Source organism: Actinacidiphila glaucinigra, from assembly GCF_035918135.1.
GTDB classification, from domain to species: Bacteria; Actinomycetota; Actinomycetes; order Streptomycetales; family Streptomycetaceae; genus Actinacidiphila; species Actinacidiphila glaucinigra.
On sequence record NZ_CP109144.1, the window covers coordinates 5,965,377 to 5,989,155 of the forward strand.

General features: G+C 73.7%; 25 protein-coding genes and 2 pseudogenes. 18 read left to right on the forward strand and 9 right to left on the reverse strand.

The window, feature by feature from the left end:
* Positions 1 to 493: 493 nt before the first annotated feature.
* Positions 494 to 676 carry a hypothetical protein gene (locus tag OIE69_RS26760; RefSeq protein WP_326581425.1) on the reverse strand — a complete coding sequence of 61 codons (183 nt, stop codon included), beginning with the start codon at positions 674 to 676 and terminating at the stop codon, positions 494 to 496.
* A gap of 704 nt (positions 677 to 1,380) precedes the next feature.
* On the opposite strand from OIE69_RS26760, the pseudogene OIE69_RS26765 reads away from it, so the two are divergent.
* A pseudogene (locus tag OIE69_RS26765) lies at positions 1,381 to 2,275 on the forward strand (site-specific integrase); the annotation flags it as partial.
* A gap of 543 nt (positions 2,276 to 2,818) precedes the next feature.
* On the opposite strand, the gene OIE69_RS44780 reads toward OIE69_RS26765, so the two are convergent.
* Positions 2,819 to 3,001: a hypothetical protein gene (locus tag OIE69_RS44780; RefSeq protein ID WP_392567574.1), complete on the reverse strand. Its 183-nt coding sequence runs from the start codon at positions 2,999 to 3,001 to the stop codon at positions 2,819 to 2,821.
* Between the two features lie 257 nt (positions 3,002 to 3,258).
* Here OIE69_RS44780 and OIE69_RS26775 point away from each other — a divergent pair, with 257 nt between their 5' ends.
* From OIE69_RS26775 to OIE69_RS26790, 4 genes are all read left to right on the forward strand, one after another.
* Entirely contained in the window at positions 3,259 to 3,639 is a 381-nt protein-coding gene (locus OIE69_RS26775) for a hypothetical protein (protein ID WP_326576263.1), read from the forward strand.
* A 21-nt stretch (positions 3,640 to 3,660) separates the two neighbouring features.
* The gene (locus OIE69_RS26780) at positions 3,661 to 4,575 is read left to right on the forward strand and encodes an NmrA family NAD(P)-binding protein (RefSeq protein ID WP_326576265.1); all 915 of its coding nucleotides are present in this window, start codon (positions 3,661 to 3,663) and stop codon (positions 4,573 to 4,575) included.
* 361 nt (positions 4,576 to 4,936) lie between these two features.
* Positions 4,937 to 5,230 carry a hypothetical protein gene (locus OIE69_RS26785; protein WP_326576267.1) on the forward strand — a complete coding sequence of 98 codons (294 nt, stop codon included), beginning with the start codon at positions 4,937 to 4,939 and terminating at the stop codon, positions 5,228 to 5,230.
* 67 nt (positions 5,231 to 5,297) lie between these two features.
* Entirely contained in the window at positions 5,298 to 6,563 is a 1,266-nt protein-coding gene (locus OIE69_RS26790) for a cytochrome P450 family protein (RefSeq protein WP_326576269.1), read from the forward strand.
* Between the two features lie 18 nt (positions 6,564 to 6,581).
* On the opposite strand, the gene OIE69_RS26795 is transcribed toward OIE69_RS26790, so the two are convergent.
* Entirely contained in the window at positions 6,582 to 7,241 is a 660-nt protein-coding gene (locus tag OIE69_RS26795) for a YoaK family protein (RefSeq protein ID WP_326576271.1), read from the reverse strand.
* Positions 7,242 to 7,365: 124 nt separating this feature from the next.
* Here OIE69_RS26795 and OIE69_RS26800 point away from each other — a divergent pair, with 124 nt between their 5' ends.
* The 7 genes from OIE69_RS26800 to OIE69_RS26830 all read left to right on the forward strand — a co-directional run bounded on the left by OIE69_RS26800 (position 7,366) and on the right by OIE69_RS26830 (position 13,585).
* Positions 7,366 to 8,367, forward strand: coding sequence for a Dyp-type peroxidase (locus OIE69_RS26800; RefSeq protein ID WP_326576273.1), 1,002 nt, complete (start codon positions 7,366 to 7,368; stop codon positions 8,365 to 8,367).
* Positions 8,364 to 9,164 carry a family 1 encapsulin nanocompartment shell protein gene (locus tag OIE69_RS26805; protein ID WP_326576275.1) on the forward strand — a complete coding sequence of 267 codons (801 nt, stop codon included), beginning with the start codon at positions 8,364 to 8,366 and terminating at the stop codon, positions 9,162 to 9,164. The genes OIE69_RS26800 and OIE69_RS26805 overlap by 4 nt, the downstream gene beginning before the upstream one ends.
* A gap of 57 nt (positions 9,165 to 9,221) precedes the next feature.
* Entirely contained in the window at positions 9,222 to 9,422 is a 201-nt protein-coding gene (locus OIE69_RS26810; protein ID WP_326576277.1) for a hypothetical protein, read from the forward strand.
* A 299-nt stretch (positions 9,423 to 9,721) separates the two neighbouring features.
* Positions 9,722 to 10,621 carry a cupin domain-containing protein gene (locus OIE69_RS26815; RefSeq protein ID WP_326581426.1) on the forward strand — a complete coding sequence of 300 codons (900 nt, stop codon included), beginning with the start codon at positions 9,722 to 9,724 and terminating at the stop codon, positions 10,619 to 10,621.
* The gene (locus OIE69_RS26820; protein WP_326576280.1) at positions 10,618 to 11,916 is read left to right on the forward strand and encodes a beta-ketoacyl-[acyl-carrier-protein] synthase family protein; all 1,299 of its coding nucleotides are present in this window, start codon (positions 10,618 to 10,620) and stop codon (positions 11,914 to 11,916) included. The genes OIE69_RS26815 and OIE69_RS26820 overlap by 4 nt, the downstream gene beginning before the upstream one ends.
* Positions 11,913 to 13,166: a beta-ketoacyl synthase N-terminal-like domain-containing protein gene (locus OIE69_RS26825; RefSeq protein WP_326576282.1), complete on the forward strand. Its 1,254-nt coding sequence runs from the start codon at positions 11,913 to 11,915 to the stop codon at positions 13,164 to 13,166. The genes OIE69_RS26820 and OIE69_RS26825 overlap by 4 nt, the downstream gene beginning before the upstream one ends.
* A 134-nt stretch (positions 13,167 to 13,300) precedes the next feature.
* The gene (locus tag OIE69_RS26830; protein ID WP_326576284.1) at positions 13,301 to 13,585 is read left to right on the forward strand and encodes a hypothetical protein; all 285 of its coding nucleotides are present in this window, start codon (positions 13,301 to 13,303) and stop codon (positions 13,583 to 13,585) included.
* A gap of 140 nt (positions 13,586 to 13,725) precedes the next feature.
* On the opposite strand, the gene OIE69_RS26835 is transcribed toward OIE69_RS26830, so the two are convergent.
* Both OIE69_RS26835 and OIE69_RS26840 read right to left on the reverse strand, forming a co-directional pair.
* Positions 13,726 to 14,019 carry a hypothetical protein gene (locus OIE69_RS26835; protein ID WP_326576286.1) on the reverse strand — a complete coding sequence of 98 codons (294 nt, stop codon included), beginning with the start codon at positions 14,017 to 14,019 and terminating at the stop codon, positions 13,726 to 13,728.
* Between the two features lie 61 nt (positions 14,020 to 14,080).
* Entirely contained in the window at positions 14,081 to 14,356 is a 276-nt protein-coding gene (locus OIE69_RS26840; protein WP_089221557.1) for a chaplin, read from the reverse strand.
* Positions 14,357 to 14,529: 173 nt separating this feature from the next.
* Here OIE69_RS26840 and OIE69_RS26845 point away from each other — a divergent pair, with 173 nt between their 5' ends.
* Positions 14,530 to 16,224: a S8 family serine peptidase gene (locus OIE69_RS26845; protein WP_326576288.1), complete on the forward strand. Its 1,695-nt coding sequence runs from the start codon at positions 14,530 to 14,532 to the stop codon at positions 16,222 to 16,224.
* Positions 16,225 to 16,283: 59 nt separating this feature from the next.
* On the opposite strand, the gene OIE69_RS26850 is transcribed toward OIE69_RS26845, so the two are convergent.
* A complete protein-coding gene (locus OIE69_RS26850) occupies positions 16,284 to 16,643 on the reverse strand; it encodes a chaplin (protein ID WP_326576289.1) in 360 nt (119 codons plus the stop codon).
* 465 nt (positions 16,644 to 17,108) lie between these two features.
* On the reverse strand, positions 17,109 to 19,013 hold the full coding sequence (locus OIE69_RS26855; RefSeq protein WP_326576291.1) for a glycosyltransferase family 2 protein: 1,905 nt from the start codon (positions 19,011 to 19,013) through the stop codon (positions 17,109 to 17,111).
* A 235-nt stretch (positions 19,014 to 19,248) separates the two neighbouring features.
* On the opposite strand from OIE69_RS26855, the gene OIE69_RS26860 reads away from it, so the two are divergent.
* From OIE69_RS26860 to OIE69_RS44950, 3 genes and pseudogenes are all read left to right on the forward strand, one after another.
* Complete coding sequence (locus OIE69_RS26860; protein ID WP_326576293.1) at positions 19,249 to 20,025, forward strand: IclR family transcriptional regulator; 777 nt, start codon at positions 19,249 to 19,251, stop codon at positions 20,023 to 20,025.
* Entirely contained in the window at positions 20,022 to 20,885 is an 864-nt protein-coding gene (locus OIE69_RS26865; RefSeq protein WP_326576295.1) for an SMP-30/gluconolactonase/LRE family protein, read from the forward strand. The genes OIE69_RS26860 and OIE69_RS26865 overlap by 4 nt, the downstream gene beginning before the upstream one ends.
* A gap of 138 nt (positions 20,886 to 21,023) precedes the next feature.
* A pseudogene (locus OIE69_RS44950) lies at positions 21,024 to 21,338 on the forward strand (SCO2400 family protein); the annotation flags it as partial.
* Positions 21,339 to 21,367: 29 nt separating this feature from the next.
* Here the strand turns inward: OIE69_RS44950 and OIE69_RS26870 are convergent.
* Positions 21,368 to 21,715: a hypothetical protein gene (locus tag OIE69_RS26870; protein ID WP_326576297.1), complete on the reverse strand. Its 348-nt coding sequence runs from the start codon at positions 21,713 to 21,715 to the stop codon at positions 21,368 to 21,370.
* Positions 21,716 to 21,936: 221 nt separating this feature from the next.
* Here OIE69_RS26870 and OIE69_RS26875 point away from each other — a divergent pair, with 221 nt between their 5' ends.
* Positions 21,937 to 22,944, forward strand: a complete 1,008-nt coding sequence (locus OIE69_RS26875; protein ID WP_326576299.1) for an NADP-dependent oxidoreductase — start codon at positions 21,937 to 21,939, stop codon at positions 22,942 to 22,944.
* Positions 22,945 to 22,992: 48 nt separating this feature from the next.
* Here the strand turns inward: OIE69_RS26875 and OIE69_RS26880 are convergent, their stop codons facing one another.
* On the reverse strand, positions 22,993 to 23,343 hold the full coding sequence (locus OIE69_RS26880) for a TetR family transcriptional regulator C-terminal domain-containing protein (protein ID WP_326576301.1): 351 nt from the start codon (positions 23,341 to 23,343) through the stop codon (positions 22,993 to 22,995).
* Between OIE69_RS26880 and OIE69_RS26885 the strand changes: the two genes are divergently transcribed.
* Positions 23,318 to 23,725 (forward strand): fibronectin type III-like domain-contianing protein, encoded by a 408-nt coding sequence (locus tag OIE69_RS26885; protein ID WP_326576303.1) that lies wholly within the window; start codon positions 23,318 to 23,320, stop codon positions 23,723 to 23,725. The genes OIE69_RS26880 and OIE69_RS26885 overlap by 26 nt on opposite strands.
* The last annotated feature ends 54 nt before the right edge of the window (positions 23,726 to 23,779 follow it).

The following is a 23,779-nucleotide window of genomic DNA, read 5'->3' on the forward strand; positions in this document are numbered from 1 at the left end:
GCGGCCCGCCGTCGCCCCGAGTTGCCGGCGCGTCATGCCCGACGCGCCGTCACCCCGGCAGGTACTCGCCGGACATGGGCGAGCCCCCACCGCCGGGGTGCGGAGAGCAGAGGGCCGGCGCTTGTAGCGAGCGCCGGCCTTCGTCGCGTCCGCGGCACGGTCGCCCGTGGTGGCCTCTCGGGATGTTCACTCTCATCGCGGCGATCGTCGGGATACTCGTTGGCTGACCGCTTCGACCCAGGAGGTCCGGATGGCGGCAGACGAGAACGGCGACGGCTGCACCACGAATCCTCGGCGGACCAAACTCATGCTCACCCAGGAAATGGACGACGTCACGGAGGCGATGAAGGGCGCACGGATGCTCGGGGTCGGCATTCAGGTGCGCAACGTCGCGCGGCCCGGCGACCGGCCGGGCCATTGCCTGGACTCGTCGTGTTCGACGACGTGCCGCTCGGCACCGACGAGGGGCCGCACGCGGAGGAGTGGTCCGGCCTCAGGACCACACGTCGGGGCCGCCGCCCCGCCAGTCGATCACCTCGGGGTCGACGACGTCGGCCATGTCGGCATCAAGGCCGGCGCGACGCAGGAACTCCACTAGGTCGGCCATCCGGTACGCGGTGCCGAGGATCTCGTTCTCGACGCGCACCACGCGGCCGCCGGTGTCCGAGAGCGGCATCACGGTCACTCGATGCTCCACTCCTTCAGCGTGCTCCCCGCCCCGTTGCGTCGCACCCCGGAAGTGCGGCCTTGCCCTGAGCGGACGAGGTTCAGCCCTCGTGGGCGGGGTCGCCCGTCACCCATGTGCGCGCCCACCCGTCCGGCCACGCGGTTCGGCGGGTGCGTTACTGCTCAGAGTGCTTGAGGGCCCCGTCTCCCCCCCCAGACGAGGTTCTCGCACCGTGAGGTGGGCCCCTGCCGCTGCGAAGCGCCGGGGGCCTGTCTCGTTTCCGGCATGAGTGGCCCGCGCTGGGCTCTTTCAGGCTTTGCCTTCGAGGGCGCCCATCGGCAGGCGGTGAGGTGTATACCTGAAGTAACCGAACAAATACCCCATACCGGTCGCATCGCTGCGCCTCTGAGGAGCCCACAATGCCCTACGGAGCCTTCGATGCTTCGCAATCCCCGCCCCGACCCAACGTGCTGCTCGCCCGCGGATGCGAGGTATGCCGCGGCTGGGGAACCGTAGTCACTGACCGGGGGCTTCATGAGCTGTGCCCGGCCTGTCAGAGCCGGGCATGCCAGGTGGAGCGCGCGGTTTGACGACGCGGCCCACCAATTACGAGGCCCCGACCGCGGCAACTGCGGTGGGGGCCTCGCCCGTCAGCCTCCCGTGTTGCTTGCCGTCGGAGGCCGGCGGCAGCTCTACAGGGAGTACATGCGGGGCCGGGACGGGCCTTCCCGCCGGCCCAGGAGTCCGCGCGCCTGGCCGTCGAGCGGGCGAAGCCGGATGCGATGCCGCCGTACCGGCTCGTTACCGGCCCGGCCACCCAGCAGCGGATCCGGGCCACGCTGCGCACCGCGCTGAACGGGGCCGTCAAGCGGCAGCTCATCACCTTCAACCCGGCATCCCTCGTAGAGCTCGCATCCGGGAAGCGGCCGAAGGCTGTGCTGTGGACCGAGCAGCACGTCCAGCACTGGCGCGAGACCGGCGATAAGCCGAGCGCCGTCATGGTGTGGCGGCCGGACCAGAACGGCGCCTTCCTCGACGAGGCCGAGGCCGACAGGCTGTACGCGTTCTTCCGCTTGATTGCGTTCCGTGGGCTTCGCCGCGGCGAGGGCGTCGGCCTGGACTGGGTGAACGTCGACCTCGAGGCCCATCCGCTCTCGGTCGCGAAGGAGATCGTGGTCGACGGCCGGACCCCGGTCGAGGACGTGCCGAGGACGGACGGCTCCGCGGCGACGATCGCGCTGGACTCGGTGAACGTGGCCGTGCTGCGCGAGCACCGCGCCCGCCGGCTGAAGGTCCTCACGGCCGAGCTGGGGGAGTGGCTGCACCCGGAGAAGGTGTGGGACGCGTTCCGCCGGATCTGCCGCGCGGCAGACCTGCCGCCCATCAACCTGCGAGACCTGCGGCACTGCGCGGCCACGCTGATCCACGCGGGTGGCGGAGACCTGCACGCCATCAAGGAGACGCTGCGCCACTTCACGATCACGCTGGCCGGCGAGACGTACACGTCGCTGCTGCTGGAGGCCGACCTTGAGATCGCCGAGGCGCGCGGCCGCCCTCGTGCCCCGGGTCAGGAAGGCAGCTGTAGCCGAGACGGCAACGACTGAATGACCGCGTGTCACCCAGTCGTGGGGATGCGCCCACGACTGTGGTCTTCAAGGACCCCGGTTGAGAGGGGCAGTTCTCTCGGCCCGCGCCACTTGATCGTAGGCGCCGCGAAATGCGCGTGACCTGCGATAAATCGGTAGGGGGCGGCACGATCCGGCAGGGCGCGGGATTGGGTGCTGGAGACTCATGATCCGTCGGTCGTGGGTTCGAGTCCCACCCGCCCCACCGAGGGCCGCGGGCCCGCAGGTTCGGGACCCGGAGCGAGACAGCGAACGAAGCCCCTCCGGGTCACCCGGAGGGGATTCATCGGCCGTTAGGCGGCCCGCCGTCGCTCCGAGTCGCCGGCGCGCCATGTCCGACGCGCCGTCACCCCGCCGGGGTCTCGCCGGACATGGGGGAGGCCTCCGCCGCGCGGTGCGGCGGCAAGACCTCGGCCGTCAGCGGGGCCCGGTGTGGAGCGGGGCGGGCGCCCGAGCGATGCAGGCCTCGGCGTCGGCGCACCACGTCGGCGTCGATCTGTGGCACCACACGGGACCGGACGGCGCGTCACTGCTTCAGGCCGTCGGCCACCTGCTGCCGGCCGCCACCGGCGCCGCGCCCTGGTCCCACCCCGAGCCGGACTTCCACGCCCACGCCGCCTCCGACGTCGTCCACGCGGCCGCCGACCACGGTGACCGGCGGGCGCGCGCCGCGCCGGCGGACCTGGAGGCTGGGCACTGCGGCCGGCACCGGAGCAACTGGAGGGCATCACGGGCTGAACGGGGACGGCCGGGCCCGGTCCTGCTCCGGATGCGCCATCCGGGTGACTGTGATGTGCTGGGTCTGTCGATGACGGCCCGGCACCCTGCGGGTGCCATGGGCCCCGGCTATCCCGCCCCTTCCCAGGGGGCCGGTGATCCGCGCTCCCTCGCAGGCACCGTCGTGTGCCCGGTGCCTCGGGAGCGCCGGCACCGGCCGATTCGACAACCCGACCCGAGGCGGACCCCATGGCTCTCTCGAAGAAGCTCGCCGCAGGAACGGTCGCCGCGCTCGCGGCGGGGGCCCTGGCGTTCGGCGGCACCGGTACGGCGCTCGCCGACGACGGCTGCCACGGCGGGGACGGCCAGGGCGGTTCGCCGTCGCACTGCCTGCCCGGCGGATCGGGATGGTCCGCGGCGGACGTCCAGGAGGCGCTGCAGGCCTTCCTGCAGGCCCATCCGGACATCGCCGCCGATCCCCATGTACAGGCCTTCGCCGCACTCGCCACGCAGTGGCTGGAGGCGCATCCCGGGATGACGGCCGACCAGTTGACGGCGGCGCTGGGGCCGGTCGTCTCCTGCCTGGAGGCGGGCGGCGCACCGGAGTCCTGCGTGACGTCGCCCTCCTGACGGAACCGGCGGAGCGGCCTGATGACGTCCGACAGCCCGATGATCCTCGTGACCGGCGCCGCCGGGAGCGTGGGAGCGGTCGGGCACACCACCGTCGAGTTGCTGAGGGAACGCGGCCTGCCCGTCCGTGCCTTCGTCCACCGGGAGGACGAGCGGGCGGCCCGGTTGCGGGCCACCGGGGCGGAGGTCTTCGCCGGCGACCTGACCAGGACCGCGGACGTCGCGCGGGCCTCGGAGGGCTGCGGCCGGATGTACTTCGGCATGGGCGTGTCCGCGCAGTATCTGCAGGCCGCCGCGACGACGGCGGCCGTGGCCCGCGCCCACGGGGGCCTCGATGTCCTGGTCAACATGTCGCAGATGACGGTCTCCCAGATGGACCTCACCAGCACGACCGAGTCCAAGCAGCAGTGGCAGCAGTGGCTGGCGGAGCAGGTCATGGACTGGTCCGGGGTCCCGGTCTGCCACATCCGGCCGACGGTCTTCATGGAGAACCCGCTCTTCCTCGGGCTCGGTTTCCGCTCGATCGCCCGGGACGGCACGATCCGCCTGCCCTTCGGCGACGGGCGGACCTCGCCCGTCGCCGCCCGGGACGTCGCCGAAGTGGTCACGGCGGTGCTGGCGGACCCGGCGCCGCACGTCGGCCGGGTCCACGAGCTGACCGGGGCGGAGTCCCGCGACATGACGGCGATCGCCGCCGAGTTCACCGAGGTGCTGGGGCGGAAGGTCCGCTACGTCGACGTGCCGTACGAGGAGTGGGCCGGGGAACTGGACGCCCTGGGGCTCCCCGACCACGTGCGGCAGCACATCGCCACCATGGCCCGCCTCCACGCGGCGAACCGCTACGACCGCGCGACCGACGACATCAGGGAGATCCTGGGCAGACCGGCCTCCGGCATGGCGGAGTTGGTCCGGGAGCACCCGGAGGTCTTCGGCTGAGGCTTCCCGTGGGCATGCGAGCCGATGGCGCGGGGGAGCCCGGCGGCGGTGGGCGGCGGCCGGCCGGCCATGGCGACGGTGGACAGCCGACGCGCCGCAACCGGCACGACGGCCGTACGCCCCGCCTCGGCCACGGTGCCGCGCAGGGCGCAGACGTTGGCGACGCGCTGCCCGCCGGGGAGCGTGGCGCCGGCGTGCGCCACGAGGCCGGCGAGCCCTCGGGCGGCAACGCGTGCGCCGCCGGGCCCCTTTCACCACGGGAGGCCGGCTGCCGCTCAACCGTTCACCGGGAGTTCCCTCGCCCGCACGGTAGACGTGTCATCCTTGCGCTCCGCATTCCGACGTGATCAAGGAACCCCGCATGGCCCAGCTGCCCGATCTCCTGCCCGATTCCGCCGTGAAGCCCGACAGATGGGCCCAGTTCCGGGGACTTTCCCCGTGGCAGGTCGGGGGCACGGTCATTCCGCTGGTGCTGATCGTCGTCGGCGGGCTCCTCGGCGGACTCGCCGGGGGAGCGGCCACGATGATCAATCTGAAGATCGCCCGTTCCGGGTGGTCCTCCGCAGTGCAGGCGCTCGCCATGGTGGGCGTCGTCCTCGCCGCCGCGATCGCCTACCTCGTGGCCGCCGCTCTCCTCTCGGCGGCGCTCGGTTAGGGGCCCGTCGAGGCGGCCACAGGAGTGAAGGGACGAAGCGCCACGAGCCGGCTCTTAGGGTGGGGTCATGGCCACCTCGACCCCACCGAACGCCGAGCCGAACGCCGAGCCGAACGCCGAGCCGAACGCCGCGCCGGACGCGACGCCGTCCGGCCGGAGCCCCGTTGACCCCGCCGAGCTGATCGCCGACCCCTACGGGGCGTACGGCAGGCTCCGCGAGGCCGGCCCCGTCCACCGCATCACCGGCACCGACGGGCGTCCCGCCTGGGTGGTCACGCGGTACGAGGACGTGCGCCAGGCGCTCGGCGACCCGCTGCTGTCCCTGGACAAGCGCAACGCCCTGCCCGGCAACTACTCCGGGTTCGCGCTGCCCCCCGCCCTCGACGCCAACCTGCTGAACATGGACCCGCCGGACCACACCCGCATCCGGCGCCTGGTGTCGCAGGCCTTCACTCCGCGCCGCGTCGCGGACCTGCGCGAGCCGGTCCGCCGTACCGCCGCCGAACTCCTGGACGCCGTCGCCCCCGACGGCCGCGCGGACCTGATCGCCGCCTACGCCGCACCGCTGCCCATCCGGGTGATCTGCGACCTGCTCGGCGTGGCCCCCGGCGACCGCCGCGACTTCCGGGGCTGGACGGACGCCCTGGTCGCGCCGGACCCGTCGCGTCCCTCCGCGGCGAAGGAGGCGGTCGCCGCGATGCTCGCGTACTTCGGGCAGCTCATCGCGCGCAAGCGCGCCCACCCCGAGGACGACCTGCTCTCGGCGATGATCGCCGCCCGCGACGACGGCGACCGGCTCAGCGAGGACGAGCTGATGTCGCTGACCTTCCTCGTCCTGTTCGCGGGGTACGAGAACACCGTGCAGCTCATCGGCAACGCCGTCCTGGCGCTGCTGACGCACCCCGCGCAACTGGCGGCGCTGCGTGCCGAGCCGGGCAGGACCGCGGCGGCGGTCGAGGAGCTGACCCGCTGGGACGGGCCGGCGCCGCTGGCCATCCGGCGCTTCCCCCTGGAGGACGTCACCATCGGCGGCGTCACGGTCCCCGCCGGGGAGACGGTGCTGCTGTCGCTGGCCGCGGCCAACCGAGACCCCGCCCGTTTCACGGAGCCCGACCGGCTCGATGTCGGCCGCTCCGACACCGCGCACCTCGGCCTCGGGCACGGCATCCACTACTGCCTCGGCGCGCCCCTGGCCCGGCTGGAGACCGAGATCGCGCTCACCGGACTGCTGGCCCGTTTCCCCCGGCTCGCCCTCGACGCCGACCCCGCGGAGCTGCGGTGGCGCGCCTCGATGCGTACCCGCGGCCTGATCGCCCTCCCGGTCCGCTTCTGAGCGGCGGTACGGGCCGGGTCACCGGCGGGCGGCGACGGTCGCCGCCACGGCCACCGCCAGCGCGCACCCGGTGGCCGCGGCCAGCGCGGCGGGCGGTGTCACCAGGAGCACGAGGAGGCCCCCGGCGAGGGCGCCGGCCACCAGGGCGGCGACGCTCAGCGCCTGGCGTACGGCGATCCGCCGGTCGTGCGCCGCGGCGCCGGTGTCGCCGATCAGCCCGACCAGGGTGCGGGTCATCACGGTCGTGGTCAGGCCGGCGATGCCGACGCGTCCGGCCATGGCGTTCTGGACGCCCATCGCGACCGCGCAGACCACCACCAGCACGCGCCGCGGCCCGTCCAGCGCGTGCAGCACCGTGGCGGAGGCGAGCAGCGCGGTCTCGCACAGCGCGGCCGCGCTCACCAGCGCGACCGGGGGGCTCAGCCGGGACAGCGCCGCCCGGCAGAAGAGGATGCCCACCGCGAAGCCGCCGAGGGCCACCAGCGAGGTGACGACCGAGAACTCGGGCGCCCCGGCGAGGCCCAGGCTGACGAAGACCAGGTTGCCCGTCATGTTCGCCACGAAGACCTGGCCCAGGCTGAGGATGCTCACGGCGTCGACCAGCCCGCTGAGCACGGTGAGGACCAGCAGCAGCACGGTCAGCAGGCGCCGCCGTTCCCCTTCCGGGCCACCGCTCATGTCCAGCCGCCTTCCCCAGGGGTTCGGTGCCGCTCCTGGTCAGGATGCACCGGACCGGGGCCCGGAGCAGACTTGTGCGTGTCCGCCCGGACCCGGGCGCGCCCCGACACGAAGGAGCGTGGTGATGGCGGAACCGCTGCCGCAGCCGGTGCTCAGCCCTCTCACCACGTCCGCGATCTTCCTGGTCGTGACGGTCGACCCCGGCGGGGAGACCGCCGTCCGCGATCTGCTGGAGGACCTGTCCGGACTGCAGCGCTCGGTCGGCTTCGGCACCCCGGACGGGCGGCTCAGCTGCGTCGCGGGGGTGGGGTCGAACGTGTGGGGCCGCCTCTTCGGCGGCCCGCGCCCCGCCGAGCTGCACCCCTTCGTCGAGCTGACCGGGGCCCGCCACCAGGCGCCCGCCACCCCGGGCGACCTGCTCTTCCACATCCGCGCCGGCCGGCTGGACCTGTGCTTCGCGCTGGCCTCCCTGGTGATGGACCGGCTGCGCGGCCATGTCACGGTCCGTGACGAGGTGCACGGCTTCAAGTACCTCGACATCCGCGACCTGCTGGGGTTCGTCGACGGCACCGAGAACCCGGTGGGCCCCGAGGCGACCGAGGCGGTCCTGACCGGCGGCGAGGACCCGGACTTCGCGGGCGGCAGCTATGTGATCGTGCAGAAGTACGTGCACGACCTCGACACCTGGAACGCCCTGCCGGTGGAGGCGCAGGAGCGGGTGATCGGCCGCAGCAAGCTGGGCAACGTCGAGATGGACGACGAGGTGAAGCCGGCCGACTCGCACGTCGCCCTGACCACGATCGTCGAACCGGACGGCACGGAGCGGCAGATCCTCCGCGACAACATGCCCTTCGGCCGGGTGGGCACCGCCGAGTTCGGCACGTACTTCATCGGCTACGCCCGGACCCCCGAGGTCACCGAGCGGATGCTGCGCAACATGTTCCTCGGCGACGGGCAGGCGAGCCACGACCGGATCCTGGACTTCTCCCGGGCCGTGACCGGCACGCTGTTCTTCGTGCCCTCCGCCGACTTCCTGGACGACCTTCCCGATCCCCCCGCCGTCGCGGCCCTCCCGGCCGCGAAGTCGCTGGGGATCGGCGACCTGAGGAAGACCGTCACATCATGAACAACCTGCACCGGGAACTCGCCCCGATCTCCGAAGCCGCCTGGGACGACCTGGAGGAGGAGGCGCGGCGCACCTTCGAGCGCCATGTCGCCGCCCGCCGGATCGTCGACGTGCCCGAGGCTGCCGGCCCCGCGTTCGCCGGGGTGAACACCGGCCACCTGGACCCGGTCGAGGCGCCCCACGAGGACGTTGTCGCCCGCGTGCGCCGCGCGCAGCCGGTCGTCGAGCTGCGCGTGCCCTTCACGGTCGACCGCCGTGAGGTCGACCTCGTGGAGCGCGGTGCCCAGGACGCGGACTGGCAGCCCGTGAAGGACGCCGCCCGGCGCATCGCGTTCACCGAGGACCGGGCGGTCTTCGAGGGGTACGCGGCGGCCGGCATCACCGGCATCCGCGCGAGCGCGTCGAACCCGCCGCTGGGCCTCCCCGCGGATGTGCGCGACTACCCCGACGCCGTCAGCCAGGCCATCTCGGCGCTCCGCCTCGCGGGCGTCGGCGGCCCGTACACGCTCGCGCTGAGCGCCGACGCGTACACCGCCGTCAACGAGACCTCCCACTACGGCTACCCGGTCCACGCGCACCTCGCCCGGCTCCTCGACGGGGAGATCGTGTGGGCGCCCGCCATCGACGGGGCGTTCCTGCTCTCCACCCGCGGCGGCGACTTCGAGTTGCGGATCGGCGAGGACGTGTCCATCGGCTACCTGTCGCACGACGACACCAGTGTGCGGCTGTACTTCCAGGAGACCCTCACCTTCCTGGTGCACACGGCGGAGGCGGCGGTCGCGCTCACGGCCGCGTGACGGGCGGCGCGTGACGGACGACGGGTGACCGGCGCCCGGTGCGGGTATTCGCCCGTTATGACCGGAAAACACAGGAAGACCTCGCTCTGGCCGCACCGCTCCCAGGTCAGGACCGCCGGCCCCGCCCGTCACGCCGCCCCGCAGGGCGAGGGCGGCCGCGGCCGCGAGCGCGTCCCCGAGGACCTCCCGCCCGCCCACGCCCCGGTGGTGCCCGGCACCCACGTGGACGGCACGGAGGCACCCCACCACCGCGCGTGAGGGCGGCGCACCGAACACGTCGAGGTGCCCGGCCCCTCCGCGCGCCGCCGCGTCCGCCGGGGAGCGCGGGACCGCGGACGCCCGAGCCGGCGTACGGGGTCCGGAAGGGCCGCTGACGGACCCTCACGAAGTGTGCCCCCGTCCGGGTGGAGCGGGACGGGAGGGCGTGACACGTTCCGTCACCGCGGGGACCGATTGTGTGATTATTCGGCCCGCTCGGTTGGAGGTAGTGCCCCCATGAAACCAGTGACGGAACGTCAGCCCGGCCATCGCGCCGCGGAGGTGCGGACCCGGTGACGATGCACACCGAGAACGAGATCGTCATCGACGCACCCCTGCGGTACGTGTGGCTGCGGACCAACGACGTCGCCGGCTGGCCCACCCTCTTCAGCGAGTACGCCGAGGCCGAGATCATCTCCCGGGACGGCGACACCACCCGCTTCCGCCTCACCATGCACCCCGACGAGAAGGGCCGCGTCTGGTCCTGGGTGTCCGAGCGCACCGCCGACCCCGAGACCCGTACCGTGCGGGCCCGGCGGCTGGAGACCGGCCCGTTCGAGTTCATGAACATCTTCTGGCAGTACGAGGAGCTCGGCCCGGAGAGCACCCGTATGCGCTGGCTGCAGGACTTCCGGATGAAGGTGGACGCGCCCGTCGACGACGAGGGCATGCGGCAGCGGATCAACAGCAACTCCCGCGTCCAGATGCAACTCGTCAAGGACCGCCTGGAGTCCCGCCGGATCCGTCCCGTCGGCACCCTGGACACCCACGCGGACACCCGCCGCGGCGGCGACATCCGCACCCTGCTGACCACCGCCTCGGTCGGTACGACGGACGGGTTCTGCGGCATGGTCACCGTCGGCCCCGGTGAGGCCGTCGCCGAGCACTACCACCCGTACTCGCAGGAGCAACTGGTCGTCGTCGAGGGCGAGGTGCGGGTCGACCTCGACGGTTCGCCACGCAGCGTCGCCGCCAACGAGGCCCTGCTCGTGCCGCGCGGGGTCCGCCACCGGCTGGTGAACACCTCCGACGCCGCGGCCCGCGCGGTGTTCTTCCTGGCGCCGCTCGCGCCGCGCCCCGAACTGGGGCACGTCGACACCGAGACCCGTGAGCAGGCCGCCGCCGTCGCCCGCGCCGCCGCCGCGGCGGGCCCGGCGACGGAGGGCCCGGCGCCGGGCCGCGAACTGGTCGACCGGTGACCGCGGGCCGTACCGCGCGCAGGGTGGTGGTGACGGGCGTCGGAGCCGTCGCCGCCGGCGGCGTCGGGCGGGAGGCGTTCTGGGAGCGGATCGTCGGGGGCAGGCCGGCGATCCGCCGGATCACCCGCTTCGACCCCTCGCGGTACCGCTCGCGGATCGCCGCCGAGGCCGACTTCGACCCCCTCGCGGCCGGGCTCACCCCGCGGGAGATACGCCGCAACGGCCGGTTCGCCCAGTTCGCGCTCGCCGCCGCCGCCGAGGCGCTCGCCGACAGCGGACTGCGCACGGAAGCCGAGGACACCGACCGCTTCGGGGTCTGCCTCGGCACCGCCGTCGGTGCCACCGTCACCCTGGAGGACGAGTACGTGGTCGCCAGCGACGGCGGCCGGCACTGGGAGGTCAGCCCCGACCACGGCATGCCCTTCCTGCACCGGGCGATGCACCCCTCCTCCGCCGCCGCCGAACTCTCCCTCCGGCACGGCCTGCACGGTCCGTCCTCGGTCGTCTCCACCGGCTGCACCTCCGGCGTCGACGCGATCGGCTGCGCCTTCCGGACGCTGAGCGACGGCGAGGCCGACGTCATGCTGGCGGGCGCGAGTGAGGCGCCCGTCTCCCCGGTCACGGTGGCCTGCTTCGACGCGATCCGTGCCACCACCGCCTTCACCGGCGATCCCGAGCTGACGCCGGCACCCTTCGACGCCCGGCGCGACGGCTTCGTGCTCGGCGAGGGCGGCGCCGTGCTCGTGCTGGAGGAACTGGAGCACGCCCGGGCCCGGGGCGCGTCCGTCTACTGCGAGGTCCGCGGCTGGGACAACCGGACCGGCGCCTACCACATGACCGGTCTGCGCCCCGACGGCTACGACCTGAGCGAGGCGATCATCTCCGCCATGTCGGAGGCCGGCATCGCCCCCGAGCAGCTCGACTGGATCAGCGCGCACGGCTCCGGCACGGTGCAGAACGACCGCTACGAGACCGCCGCCTACAAACGCGCCCTCGGCGAGTACGCGCGCAAGGTCCCGGTGAGCTCCGTCAAGTCCGTCATCGGCCACTGCCTCGGCGCGGCGGGCGCACTGGAGATGGCCGCCTGCGCCCTCGCCGTCCGGCGGGGGGTGATCCCGCCGACCGCGAACCTGCTGCGGCCCGACCCGCAGTGCGACCTCGACTACACGCCGGTCCTCGCCCGCGAACGGCGGGTGCGGCACGCGCTGTCGGTGGCCTGCGGCCTCGGTGGTTTCCAGTCGGCGATGGTCTTCTCGGCCCTGGAGCCGGACCCGGAACGGGAGGCGGGGGCATGACCACACGCGCGGTCCTCAGCGGGCTCGGGGTCGTCGCCCCCACCGGCGTCGGCGCCCGCCCCTACTGGCGGGCCACCGTCGCCGGGCGCAACGGCATCCGGCCGATCGGCAGGCCCGACGCGGGCCGCTCCCCGGTCGTGCTGGCCGGGGAGGTCACCGGGTTCGACGCTGCCCGCTGGATCGACGACGAACTCCGCGCCGAGACCGACCGCTGGACCTGGTTCGCCCTGGCCGCGGCCGAGATGGCGCTGGCCGACGCGGCGCTGCGGCCCGCCGACCACCCCCCGTTCCATCTGTCGGTGGTCACCTCCAGCGGCTCCGGCGGCAACGAGTCCGGCCAGCGGGAGACCCACGCCCTGTGGGCGCGGCAGCCCGGTGAGGCCGGCGCCCACCAGTCCGTCGCCTGGTTCCACGCGGCGGGCGCCGCCCAGATCTCGATCCGGCACGGGCTGACCGGTGGCTGCGGGGTCGTCGCCGCGGACGGCGCGGGCGGTCTCGACGCGCTCAAGCACGCCTGGCGGCTGCTGCGGCGCGGCGGAAAGGCCGTGATCGTCGGCGGCACCGAGGCGCCGCTGTCGCCCTTCGCGCTCGCCTGCCAGTCGACCCTGCCCACGGTGCACCGCGGTACCGACCCCGAACGGGCCTATCTGCCCTTCAGCCCGCAGGCCTCGGGTTTCGTCCCCGGGGAGGGCGGCGCCCTGATGGTCCTGGAGGAGAAGGCGCACGCCGCGGAGCGCGGGGTACGCGGCTACGCCGAACTGCTCGGCCACGCCGCCACGCACGACGCCCACCACCACACGGCGCCCGCGGCCGACGGCGTCCAGCTGGCCCGGGCCGTCACCACGGCACTGGAGCAGGCCGGCCGCGCCCCCGAGGACGTGGACGTGGTCTTCGCCGACGGCGCCGGCGACCCGGCCGGGGACGCGGCCGAGGCCGCGGCGCTCCGCCGGGTCTTCGGCGACCGGCTGTCGGAGGTCCCGGTGACGGTGCCCAAGGCCGGCGTCGGCCGGCTGACCTCCGGCGCGGGCGCCCTGGACGCGGTGACCGCGGCCCTCGCCCTGCGCACCGGGGTCGTCCCGCCCACCCGGGGCGGCGACGCGCGGGCCGCCCGCGAGCGGTACGGCGTCCGCCTCGTCACCCGCTGGACGCGGCCGGAACGGCTGACCACGGCCGTGGTCCTCGCCCGCGGGACCGGCGGGTTCAACAGCGCCGTCGTCCTGGGGTCGTTGGACGCGGACTCCTCGTATTAGCGGCGCGCCCTACGGCCTGGGAGTGAATGAGGGAGAACCTGGAGCGATGCCCGTCACGTCCACCCGGTGGGGGGCGTTGCTCCAGGTGTCGGCGTCCGGAGGACGTCGTTGAACTCCCAGAGGAGAAACTCCCCATGCTGAAGAAGGCTCTCGCCTGCGCTTCTCTCGCCGTCGCGGCCGCCGGCGCCGTCGTCCCCGCCGCCGTGGCCTCCGACACCTCGGGCGGGAACTACTCGCAGAACGTCAACCTGATCCCCCACCCCTGCGTCGACGTCAAGCGACTCAACCTGACGACCCTCACTCCGATCGACCTGCTGACCGAGACCAGTGGCCAGCAGTGCAACGAGAAGTCGAAGGTCGTCGACGGGCACAAGTCCGCGCTCTCCGACCTGATCGACGCCGGGGCCTACCAGAACTGACGGATCGGGCGCACACAGGGCCCGGCCCCACGGAACTCCGTGGGGCCGGGCCCTTTTCCGGTGCCCGTCCTCGTCCGGCGCGCACACAGGCGGCGGCCGCCCCCGTGGATCGGGGACGGCCGCCGGAGATCCCACCCGAATCAGTTCTGGTACGCGCCGATGTCGGCGAGGTCGGACAGCGCCGACTTGTGCCCGTCTACCACGCTGGACTTCTCGTTGCACTGCTGGCCGCTGGTCTCGGTCAGCGCGTCGATCGGAGCGAGCGTCGCCGGACTGACCCGCTTCACATCCAGGCAGAGGTGCGGCAGGACGTTGACGTTCTGCGAGTAGTTCCCACCGTGGACGTCGGAGGCCTGGGCGGTCGGCGCGAGGGCCGCGGCGCTGCCGGTCGCGGCCACCGCGAGGGTGGCGCAGGCGAGTGCCTTCTTCAGCATGTTGCGGAGCTCCAGAATGAGGTGCGGACGGATGGCGGGGCGCCCGGAGCGGGCGCCGCCGTCAGACGTTGAAGCAGGCGTTGCCGGCCGTGGGGTTCAGCAGCGCGCCGGCGTTGATGCCGTTGCCGCAGATGTTGACCGGGATGTTGACCGGGATCTGGATGACGTTGCCGCTGAGGACGCCCGGGGAGCCGACGGCCGCAGCCTCGGCCGAGGCACCGCCGCGGTCGTGGTGGCGGTCCTTGCCGCCGTCGCTTGCGAGGGCGCCACCCGCGCTGCCCATCACCGCGACACCGGCCGCGACGGTCAGCACTGCGGCCTTCGAGAGACGCTTCACGAGCTCTTCCTTTCCTTGGGTCACTGACGTGCGGTCTGGTCAACGACGCGCAAGCCGGGGCGGATGCGGAGCGTCACCCGAACAGCCGCCGGAACCGGGCAGCCGGAATGGTGAGCTGATAACCAGAAACCTGGGGGACCGTCAGATTGCCTACCGGTCAAGGAGCTCCGCGGATGCGAACCTCTCTGCGGCGGACCGCCTCCGCCGCCCTGATGACTGCCCTTCCCGCCCTCGCCCTGGCGGCTCCCCTCCCGAGCGCGGCGGAACCGCTGCCCGGTCCTCCCGGGGCGATTCCGGACCAGTACATCGTGACCCTGGACCACGGCACCGCGCCGCAGACCGTCCTCGACGGGCTGGGCGTCCAGCCGCTCTTCACCTACCGGCACGCGCTGGCCGGCTTCGCCGCCCGGCTCACACCGGCCCAGGTGCAGCGGGTCCGTGCCGCGCCCGGCGTCGACGAGGTGGAGCAGGACGCGGTGGTCGCCATCCCGCTCGGCGAGGACGCCCCCGCCGACAGCGACCTGGAACCCCCCTACCCCGGCGACGTCCCGGGTGAGCCGAGCGGCCCCGTCGACTTCCCCCAGGACACCGCCGCGCCCGGGGCCCCGTCCCCGAACGCCGGGCCGCAGCAAGGGCCGCAGGAGGCGCCGCCGGCGGCGGGGGCACCCGGAGCGCCTCTGCCGGCGGGACCGGGAACGGGACCGGGAACGGGACCTGACGAGCAGTCGCCGGAACAGTCTCCCGGGCAGATGCCCGGGCAGTTCCCCGGGCAGTTCCCCGGGCAGGCGATGCCGGAACTGTCCGGTCCTGATCCGGCGGCTCCGGACCAGACGGTGCCGTACCAGGCGGCCCCGGAAGCGGCCGGGCCCGTGCAGACGGCGCCCGGGCAGTCCTCGCCGGATCCCGCGGCGCCGGGGGAGCCCGTCGCCCCGGGGTCCGGCACCAAGCCGGTCCCGGTCCCGCAGACCGTCCCCGGCCCGGCCGTACCCTCGGCACCGGTGCCGGACTCCTCCGGACCCCGGTCGAAGGGGCTGCGCGGCATGGGCGGGTTCACGCCCTGGGGCCTGACCCGGATCAACAACCGGGCCCTCGGCGGCTCCGGCTTCGAGGTGCGGGCCACCGGCGCCAAGGTCACCTCGTACATCGTCGACAGCGGCATCGAGTTCTCCCACCCGGACTTCGGGGGCCGTGCCGTGCCCGGGTACGACGCGATCGGCGACGGCCTGGACGGCGGGGACTGCAACGGCCACGGCACCCATGTGGCGGGCGTCGTCGGCGGCGGCTACACCGGTGTCGCCCGCAAGACGGCGCTGGTGTCGGTACGGGTCTTCCCGTGCGTCGGGCGGACCTCGAACTCCGCGGTGATCGCGGGCGTCGACTGGGTCGCCGGGCACGCGAGGAAGCCCGCCGTGGCGAACCTGTCGCTCTCCGGGCGCTGGTCGCAGGCGGCCAACCGGGCCGTCGAGGGTCTGGCCAAGGCCGGGGTGTTCCCGGTGGCCGCGGCCGGGAACGACAACCTCAACGCGTGCTTCGTCTCGCCGGCGAGCTCGCGGACGGCCTTCACGGTCGGGGCGATCGACCCGGAGGACCGCCGCGCCTGGTTCAGCAACTGGGGCACCTGCGTGGACATCCACGCACCGGGCACGGGCATCCTGTCGGCGTACCTCAACGGGAGTTTCCGCGACATGGACGGCACGTCGATGGCCGCCCCGCACGTCACCGGGATCGCCGCCCTGTACAAGGACACCCACGGTGACGCGTCCTTCGAGGCGCTCAGCGCGTGGCTCACCGGCCATGCCGTCCGCAACGTGCCCATCGACGGCGGCTACGGCACCGCGCGGCTGTCGGCCTACACCAACGGCCTGTGACATGGCGGGGCCGCCGGAGGAGGTGCCCTCCGGCGGCCCCGAGAGGTGTGACGCGGGCGTCAGCCGTTGATGCAGACGTTGCCCGCGGTCGGGTTGAGCAGGCCGATCGCGTTCAGGCCGTTGCCGCAGACGTTGATCGGGACGTTGATCGGCACCTGGATGACGTTGCCGCTCAGGATGCCGGGGGAGCCGACGGCGATGGCACGGGCGTTGGCACCGCTGCGGCGGTTGCCGTAACCGTAGCCGTCGAAGCCGTAGCCCTTGCCGTAGCCCTTGCCGTAGCTCTTGCCGTAGCTCTTGCCGTAACCCTTGCCACCGCCCTTGCCGCCGCCGTCGTATGCGAGGGCGGTGGTGGCGGAGCCGAGGACGAGGGCACCGGTGGCGACAGTCAGGGCGACAGCCTTGGAGAAACGCTTCACTTGTGTTCCTTTCGGACTGGAGGGGACCAGAGGTCGTGATCTGATCAACGACCCGATTTGTCCATGGATGCGCATGATCACCCGAATAGTCGTACTGGATTCGGATGCCGCCTGACGATTCGTCAGCATTTCGGATCCGCGGCGACCGTTCGGCGCACCAGAAGCGGCGGTGCCCGGCCGCCGTCGGTGCGGGCGCCTCGGCGCGTCCCGGCCGCGGCCACGTGGACCCGCCGCCGTTTGTCCCACCATCCGCCCCCGCTTCGGTGGCCGCCCCGGTTCCGGTCTCCGCCCCCGCTTCGGTGGGCGCCCCGCCGCATCGGCCTCGGGCGTTCCCTCGGCCGTCCCCTCGGGCGGGCCGTCCGGACCCGCCGGGCCCGGCGGGGGATGACGGGGACGAAGCGGGAAAGAAGCGAGGACGGCTGCCCGGTGGCGGCCGTCCTCGCTTCTTCGGTCCTTCCGCGTCCCTCAGCGCCGCACCAAGTGGCGCCGTACCGCCGCGATCCGGGTGGAGGTGCGCTGCCTGGGCGCGCGGTGCCGGCCGCGGCTCGTCGGGGCCCGCCGTGCGGACAGCACACCCGCCACCTGGCACCGCAGCACACTGCACCGCCAGGCCAGCAGCGGGACGAGGGCGGTCAGCAGCGCGATCGCCGCCCAGGTGCGCATCGCCGCGTGGGCGTGGCCGAGGGGGAGCGAGGCGAACAGCGAACCGGCGAACAGGGCCGCCCACAGCAGGTGGACACGGAAGGTGGCGAGCCGGTCCGGGCGGGCCGGGTCGCCCTCGGCCGCGGCGACCGGGCCCGGCGTGCGCCGCAGCGGTGGCGTCACGAGGGCGAGCGCGTAGAGCGGGGCGGCCACCGCGGACATCACCGTCCCGGCGACGCCGAAGGAGCCCCTGGGCCGGTGGGGGCTGACGTTGCGTCCGCGGTTGCCCAGGCAGAGGGCGACCCGGAACGCGACGGCGGTGCCGTGGAGCGTCAGCCATACCGCGGGGTCGATGGGGGCCACGGAAGCGCCGAGTCCGAGGAACAGGACGCAGGCGAGCGCGGTGAGGAGCCAGCCGAGGCCCGCCAGGGGGTAGTGGGCGGCCGTCAGCGTGTAGGTGAGCAGGCTGCCCGGACGCAGCTTCCACGGGGCCTTCCAGGACTGGCGCAGGACCGCCTCGCAGGTGCCGCGGCTCCGGCGCCGCTGCTGGTCGAAGAAGCCGGACCAGGAGGACGGCCCCTCGCCGACGGCCACCACGTCCGGGGTGTGCACCGAGCGCCACTTGCGGCCGGTGGCGGGGTTGCGGCGGCCGTGGATCTCCAGCCCGGTGGCAAGGTCGCCGGCGGCGGAGTCGTACAGCCCGCCGGCCTGCCGGAGCGCCGAGACGCGGACGACGTTGGCGGTGCCGCTGAACATGGCGGAGCCGTAGCGGTTGGCGGCCCGCTGGGCGGACGCGTCGACGAGGGACCGGTGGCTCTCGGCGGCCCTCGTCACGGCCGTGCCGCGGGTGCCGTGGCCGCCGTGGACCTGCGGGCCGACGACGAAGGCGACGTCCGGGTCGTGGAAGTAGCCGAGCATCCGCTCCAGGTAGTTGGGGAGCGGCACCCGGCCGGTGCCGACGGAGGCCGTGAACTCGTAGTCGTCGCCGTGGGCGTCGAGCCAGGCGTTGTGGCCGCCGTGCCGGGCGCCGGCGCGGAAGGCGCCCTTGGGCTGGTTCCAGCGTTCGACACCCTTGCGGGTGAAGTGCCGTACGCCCATCGCCTCGCAGAGCCGCCGGACCTCCGGGTCGTCGTCCTCGTCCAGCAGCCACACGTCGACGGGGCCGTCGTGCCGGACGCGCACCGCGCCCTCCAGGGTGGCCCGCACCCGTACCAGGGACTCCTCGCCCGGGGCGGCGGAGGTCAGCAGGGCGACCCGCGTGCCCGGTGCCGGGGCGACCGGGACCGGGTCGCGGGCGACCAGGGTGGCGTGGGCGTGGGACACGGCGGCGACCAGCCGGAAGAGTCCGGCGAGGCCGAGGCAGACCAGCACCGCGACGTCCGCGACGTGCGCCCACTGCGGCACGGCCTCACGGGTCGCCCAGTGGCGGGGCTGCAGGAGCCAGACCAGGACGCCCAGCGAGGCCAGGGGTGCGGCGGTGAGCAGCAGCCAGGTGCGGACCCGGTGTCCTTCGCGGGACATCAGGCTGCGGTACCTGACCCGGTACAGCACCCCCGGTCGCGGCGGGTCGTTGAGGGGTCCGGCGAGCGTGCCGTGGCGCGCGTAGTCGTGGCGGCGGGCGGTGTCCGGGTTCGTGCCCGGCCGGTCGGCGTCGCCGGTGGCCGGGGAGGGGACGAGCCCGCCGGGCCGGGCGGGCGTCTTGCGCATGCTGCTGGGCGTGATCGTCACGGCGACCCCGTAGGAGGAGAGAGGTGAAGGAATCACCGAAAAGTCGGAAAGTGGTGCAAAGCCTCTGATGGGCACTGAGAAAGTAGCAAACGGCCCTAGAGTTGTCCGACAAGACGACAATCGGCGTGGCGTGGTGCGTGGCCATTGCCCGCTACGACCTGGCGCGGATACGCTGCGTTCGCGATACCGATCGTTATACGGAATCTCGAACAGGCGCCGGAGAGAGCGAGCAGAGATGGGACGTCTCGTACCCGCCGTGACCAGAGCCCTGGACATCCTGGAGCTCTTCCTCGAAGGCGACGGCTCGATGTCCGCGCCCGAGATCACCCGCAGGCTGGGGCTGCCGCGCACCACCGTGCACGAGCTGGTGACGACCCTCGCGGCGCGCAACTACCTGGTGCCGCAGCCCGGTCAGGCCGGCCGCTACCGGCTCGGCGTGCGCACGTACCAGCTCGGCAGCCGCTACGCCGAGCAGCTGGACCTCGCCGCCGAGGGCCAGCAGGTGGCCCGTTCGGTCGCGGAGACCTGCGACGAGACGGTGCACGTGGCGGTCCTGGAGGGCACCGACGTCATCTACATCGCCAAGGTGGACAGCACCCACGCGGTGCGGATGGTGTCGGCGGCCGGGCGGCGGCTGCCCGCGCACTGCACCTCCGTCGGCAAGATGCTGCTGGCCTCGCTGCCCCCCGACGACCTCGACGAACGCCTGCCCGGGGACGGGCCGCTGCCCGCGATGACCGAGCACAGCATCACCACGGCCGGCGAACTGCGGCGGCAGCTCGACGCGGTGCGCGAGCGGGGCGTCGCCGTCGAGCGGCGCGAGTCCAACCCCGACGTCTCCTGCGTCGCCGCCCCGGTCCGTGACTCGGTGGGGCGGGTGGTGGCCGCGCTCAGCATCTCGGTGCCGATGATCCGCTGGAACGAGGAGCGCCGGGCCGAGCTGGAGGAACTGGCCGTCAAGGGCGCCGCCGAGCTGTCCGAGCGCCTCGGCCACCGGGGCGGTGCGCGGTGAACGGGGTCGAACTCGCCCTGAAGGCCGGGGCGCGGCTCGGCGAGGGGCCCACCTGGGACCCGGTCGGCGCGCGGTTGCTGTGGGTGGACATCCTCGCCTCCCGGGTGCACTGGTACGACCCGGCCGGCGGCGGCGAGTCCGTGATGGCGACCGGGCAGCACGTCGGCGCGGCCAAGCCGCGCGCGGCCGGCGGCGTGGTGGTCAACCTGCGCGACGGCGTGGGGCTGTACGACGCGGACGGTGCCTTCCGCTGGCTGCACCGCGACCCCGTCCCCGGGCGGCGGGCCAACGACGCGGCCGTGGACGCCGCCGGCACCCTGTGGGCGGGCACCATGCGCTACGACGAGGCGCCCGGCGGCGGGACCCTGCGCAGGGTCGGCCCGGACGGCACGGTCGTGCCGGTGCTGGACGACGTGACCGTCAGCAACGGCACCGACTGGAGCCCCGACGGCTCCCTGATGTACTACGTGGACAGCCCGACCCGGCGCGTCGACGTGTTCGACGTCGACCGGGACACCGGACTCGTGCGCGGGCGGCGGCCGTTCGCGGCCGTCGAGGAGGCCGCGGGTCTCCCGGACGGGCTCACCGTGGACGCCGAGGGCTGCGTCTGGGTGGCCCTGTGGGACGGGGCGGCCGTCCGCCGCTACACCCCGCGGGGCGACCTGGACCGGGTCGTGGAGGTGCCGGTACGGCGGCCCACGGCCTGCGCCTTCGGCGGCCCGTCCCTGACGGATCTCTACATCACCTCCGCGAGCACGGGCCTTGACGCCCGGGAGCTGGCGGAGCGGCCCCTGTCGGGATCGCTGCTGGTGGTGCCGGGAGCCGGGCAGGGGATGCCCGATGTGCCGTTCGGTGGTTGATTCCGTGGTGGTTCGGGGTTGATTCGGGGCTGATCGGCGCCCTAAACCCGCATGTCCCGGGTTTCACAGAGGTTTCACGGGATCGACGGGCAACTCATATGTACGTCGTATCAGTGCGTCCCATACGCTGCCAAGGCAATGGACTACTGCGCAGCTTGCCGACGGCACATCAACGGCGCCCTGTCTTGCCCAGGGTGCGGAACGCCCGCCCACCAGCTCGGTGCGCAGGGGCCTGCCGACGCGCCCGCGCAGGCATCCGCGGCTGGCGACGGCGAGAACGCCGCCGCCTCCGAGGGCGGTCGCGCCGAACGACGCAAGGGCGCGGGGCGGGGCCCCGCGGAGGGCGCCCCGCGCCGCTCCGGCAGCCGGGCCCGTACCCGCCGCGTCCGTACCCGCCGCCGCTCGCGGCTGCTGGTCGGCACCCTGGTGGGCGCCGCCATCGTGCTCGTCGGCTGGAGCGTGGCGGAACTCCCGCTCGCCGGCTACGTGACGGGCGCGAACTCGGCGGCCGCGGACCACACGCGGACCGACGGCGCCTCCCCGAGCGCGACCTCCTCGCCCGGCGGCGACACCTCCGGGGACCCGAAGGCACCCGCCTCCGACACCTCGGCGTCCGCGAGCACGAGCGCCTCCGCGTCACCCAGCGTCTCGGAGAGCGCCAAGAAGTCGCAGTCCCCCTCGGCCACCGCCTCCGCCACGGTCAGTCGCTCGCCTGCGGGCTCCGGGGCCTCGGCCCCCGCCGGCGGCGCCCCCACGGCCTCGGCGCCGCCGCACTCCGCCCCGGCCTCGCCGCCCGCCACGCACACGCCGAAGCCGACCCCCTCCTGCACCCGTTTCCTGTGGTGGTGCACCTGACGGGCACCGGGCCCGTCCTTCCCGGCTCTTCCGCCGACCCGTCCCGCCCCCGTCCCACCGGCTCACCGCGCCGGCCGGTTCCACCGGCCGGCGCTCCGGTGTGCGACGGGACACGCCCATGCCGATTTATTTGACTTCCTCAAACATCCAGGCTCATGGTTAGTTAAGAACCTAAAGCTTTGGAGGCGTTCCCCCCATGCCGAAGAGCCGTGAATGGCACCTGGTAGCCCGCCCTCACGGGTGGCCGAAGCCCGAGGACTTCGCGCTGCGCGAGACCGAGGTCCCCGAGCCCGGACCCGGTGAGATCCTCGTGCGCAACCTCTACGTGTCGGTCGACCCCTACATGCGCGGCCGCATGAACGAGGCGAGGTCGTACGCGGAGCCGTACCGGCTGGACCAGCCGATGCACGGCGGCGCGGTCGGCCGGGTCGTCGCCTCGGCCGCGGAGGGCTTCGCCCCCGGCGACCACGTGCTGCACCCCCTCGGCTGGCGCGAGTACGCCCTGGCCAAGGCGGAGGCCGTGGTCAAGGTCGACCCCGACCTCGCCCCGCTGAGCACCTATCTGGGCGTGCTCGGGATGACCGGCCTCACCGCCTACGCGGGCCTGCTGCGCGTCGCCGGCCTCAAGGAGGGCGACGTGGTCTTCGTCTCCGGCGCGGCGGGCGCGGTCGGCAGCCAGGTCGGCCAGATCGCCCGGCTCAAGGGTGCCTCCCGGGTGATCGGCAGCGCCGGCTCGGACGAGAAGGTCAAGCTCCTGGTCGAGGAGTACGGCTTCGACGCCGCCTTCAACTACAAGAACGGCCCTGTGGCCGAGCAGTTGGCGGCGGCCGCGCCCGACGGCATCGACGTCTACTTCGACAACGTCGGCGGCGAGCACCTCGAGGCGGCCATCGGAGCCCTCAACCTGCGCGGCCGGGTGGCCGTCTGCGGCATGATCGCCATCTACAACGCCACCGAGCCCGCCCCCGGCCCCCGCAACCTGTCCCGGCTCATCCAGAACCGGCTGCGCATCGAGGGCTTCCTCGTCGGCGACCACTACGACCTGCAGCCGCAGTTCGTCCAGGAGGTCGGCGGCTGGATCCGCGAGGGCAGGCTGCACTACCGCGAGACCGTCGTCGACGGGATCGAGAACAACCTGGAGGCCTTCCTCGGCGTCCTGCGCGGCGACAACACCGGGAAGATGCTGGTGCGCCTGCCCGAATAGCGGCGCGCGGCAACGGGGACGAGGGGCGCGCCCGGGCGGGCGCGCCCCTCACGCACCGCCGGTCTCCCCGTCGCCCCGGCCCGGGTCGAGCAGGGTGACGAAGTGCCGGAAGACCGCCGGCATGTCCACCGCGCCGGGGTCGTGCAGCCACTGCAGCTGCAGACCGTCCATGACGGCCACCAGCAGCGGGGCGGCCTGCTCGGGGGTGAGGCCGCCGGGCAGCCTGTCGCCGTACTGGGCACGCAGGGAGTCGGCGGCCCAGCGGCGCACCCGCGTGTAGCGGTCCCTGAAGTACTCCCGCGCGGGATGGTCCCCGGTGACGCTGTCGCCGGCGAGCACGGCGAAGACCTGGACGACGCCCGGCCGGGTGGCGTTGTACTCGACCAGGTCGGCGACCATCTCCATCGGCTACGAGGACGCCTCCTTCACGCCCGCGGACGGCGCCGCGGACGGCGGGCCGGACGTGCTGGGCACGCTCACCGTACGTCTGCGCAACACCGGCGACCGGCCGGGGCGCGAGGTCGTCCAGGTCTACCTGGCGGCGCCCGCAGGCGAGGACCCGGCAGTCGGCCGTCCGGCCCGGGTCCTGGCCGGGTTCCTCTCCGTCGAGCTCGCCGCGGGCGCCGTGACGGAGGCCCGTATCGCGCTCGCGCGCCGCGCCGCGCAGATCTGGGACCCCTCGGAGGGTGACTGGCGCACTCTTGCGGGTACGTACACCGCCGAGGTCGCGCGCAGCGTCGCCGACCGCCGTCTCACGGTGCCGGTGGCCGTGAACGGCTGACCCACACACCCCGGGGAGGTCCCTGACACCCTCCCCGGGGTGCGGGGTCGTCGA

Coding starts and splice junctions, on each gene's coding strand:
- OIE69_RS26760 (WP_326581425.1), bottom strand. CDS start 676: ATGCCGCTCTCGGACACCGGCGGCCGCGTGGTGCGCGTCGAGAACGAG.
- OIE69_RS26775 (WP_326576263.1), top strand. CDS start 3,259: ATGGCTCTCTCGAAGAAGCTCGCCGCAGGAACGGTCGCCGCGCTCGCG.
- OIE69_RS26780 (WP_326576265.1), top strand. CDS start 3,661: ATGACGTCCGACAGCCCGATGATCCTCGTGACCGGCGCCGCCGGGAGC.
- OIE69_RS26785 (WP_326576267.1), top strand. CDS start 4,937: ATGGCCCAGCTGCCCGATCTCCTGCCCGATTCCGCCGTGAAGCCCGAC.
- OIE69_RS26790 (WP_326576269.1), top strand. CDS start 5,298: ATGGCCACCTCGACCCCACCGAACGCCGAGCCGAACGCCGAGCCGAAC.
- OIE69_RS26795 (WP_326576271.1), bottom strand. CDS start 7,241: ATGAGCGGTGGCCCGGAAGGGGAACGGCGGCGCCTGCTGACCGTGCTG.
- OIE69_RS26800 (WP_326576273.1), top strand. CDS start 7,366: ATGGCGGAACCGCTGCCGCAGCCGGTGCTCAGCCCTCTCACCACGTCC.
- OIE69_RS26805 (WP_326576275.1), top strand. CDS start 8,364: ATGAACAACCTGCACCGGGAACTCGCCCCGATCTCCGAAGCCGCCTGG.
- OIE69_RS26810 (WP_326576277.1), top strand. CDS start 9,222: ATGACCGGAAAACACAGGAAGACCTCGCTCTGGCCGCACCGCTCCCAG.
- OIE69_RS26815 (WP_326581426.1), top strand. CDS start 9,722: ATGCACACCGAGAACGAGATCGTCATCGACGCACCCCTGCGGTACGTG.
- OIE69_RS26825 (WP_326576282.1), top strand. CDS start 11,913: ATGACCACACGCGCGGTCCTCAGCGGGCTCGGGGTCGTCGCCCCCACC.
- OIE69_RS26830 (WP_326576284.1), top strand. CDS start 13,301: ATGCTGAAGAAGGCTCTCGCCTGCGCTTCTCTCGCCGTCGCGGCCGCC.
- OIE69_RS26835 (WP_326576286.1), bottom strand. CDS start 14,019: ATGCTGAAGAAGGCACTCGCCTGCGCCACCCTCGCGGTGGCCGCGACC.
- OIE69_RS26845 (WP_326576288.1), top strand. CDS start 14,530: ATGCGAACCTCTCTGCGGCGGACCGCCTCCGCCGCCCTGATGACTGCC.
- OIE69_RS26860 (WP_326576293.1), top strand. CDS start 19,249: ATGGGACGTCTCGTACCCGCCGTGACCAGAGCCCTGGACATCCTGGAG.
- OIE69_RS26875 (WP_326576299.1), top strand. CDS start 21,937: ATGCCGAAGAGCCGTGAATGGCACCTGGTAGCCCGCCCTCACGGGTGG.
- OIE69_RS26880 (WP_326576301.1), bottom strand. CDS start 23,343: ATGGTCGCCGACCTGGTCGAGTACAACGCCACCCGGCCGGGCGTCGTC.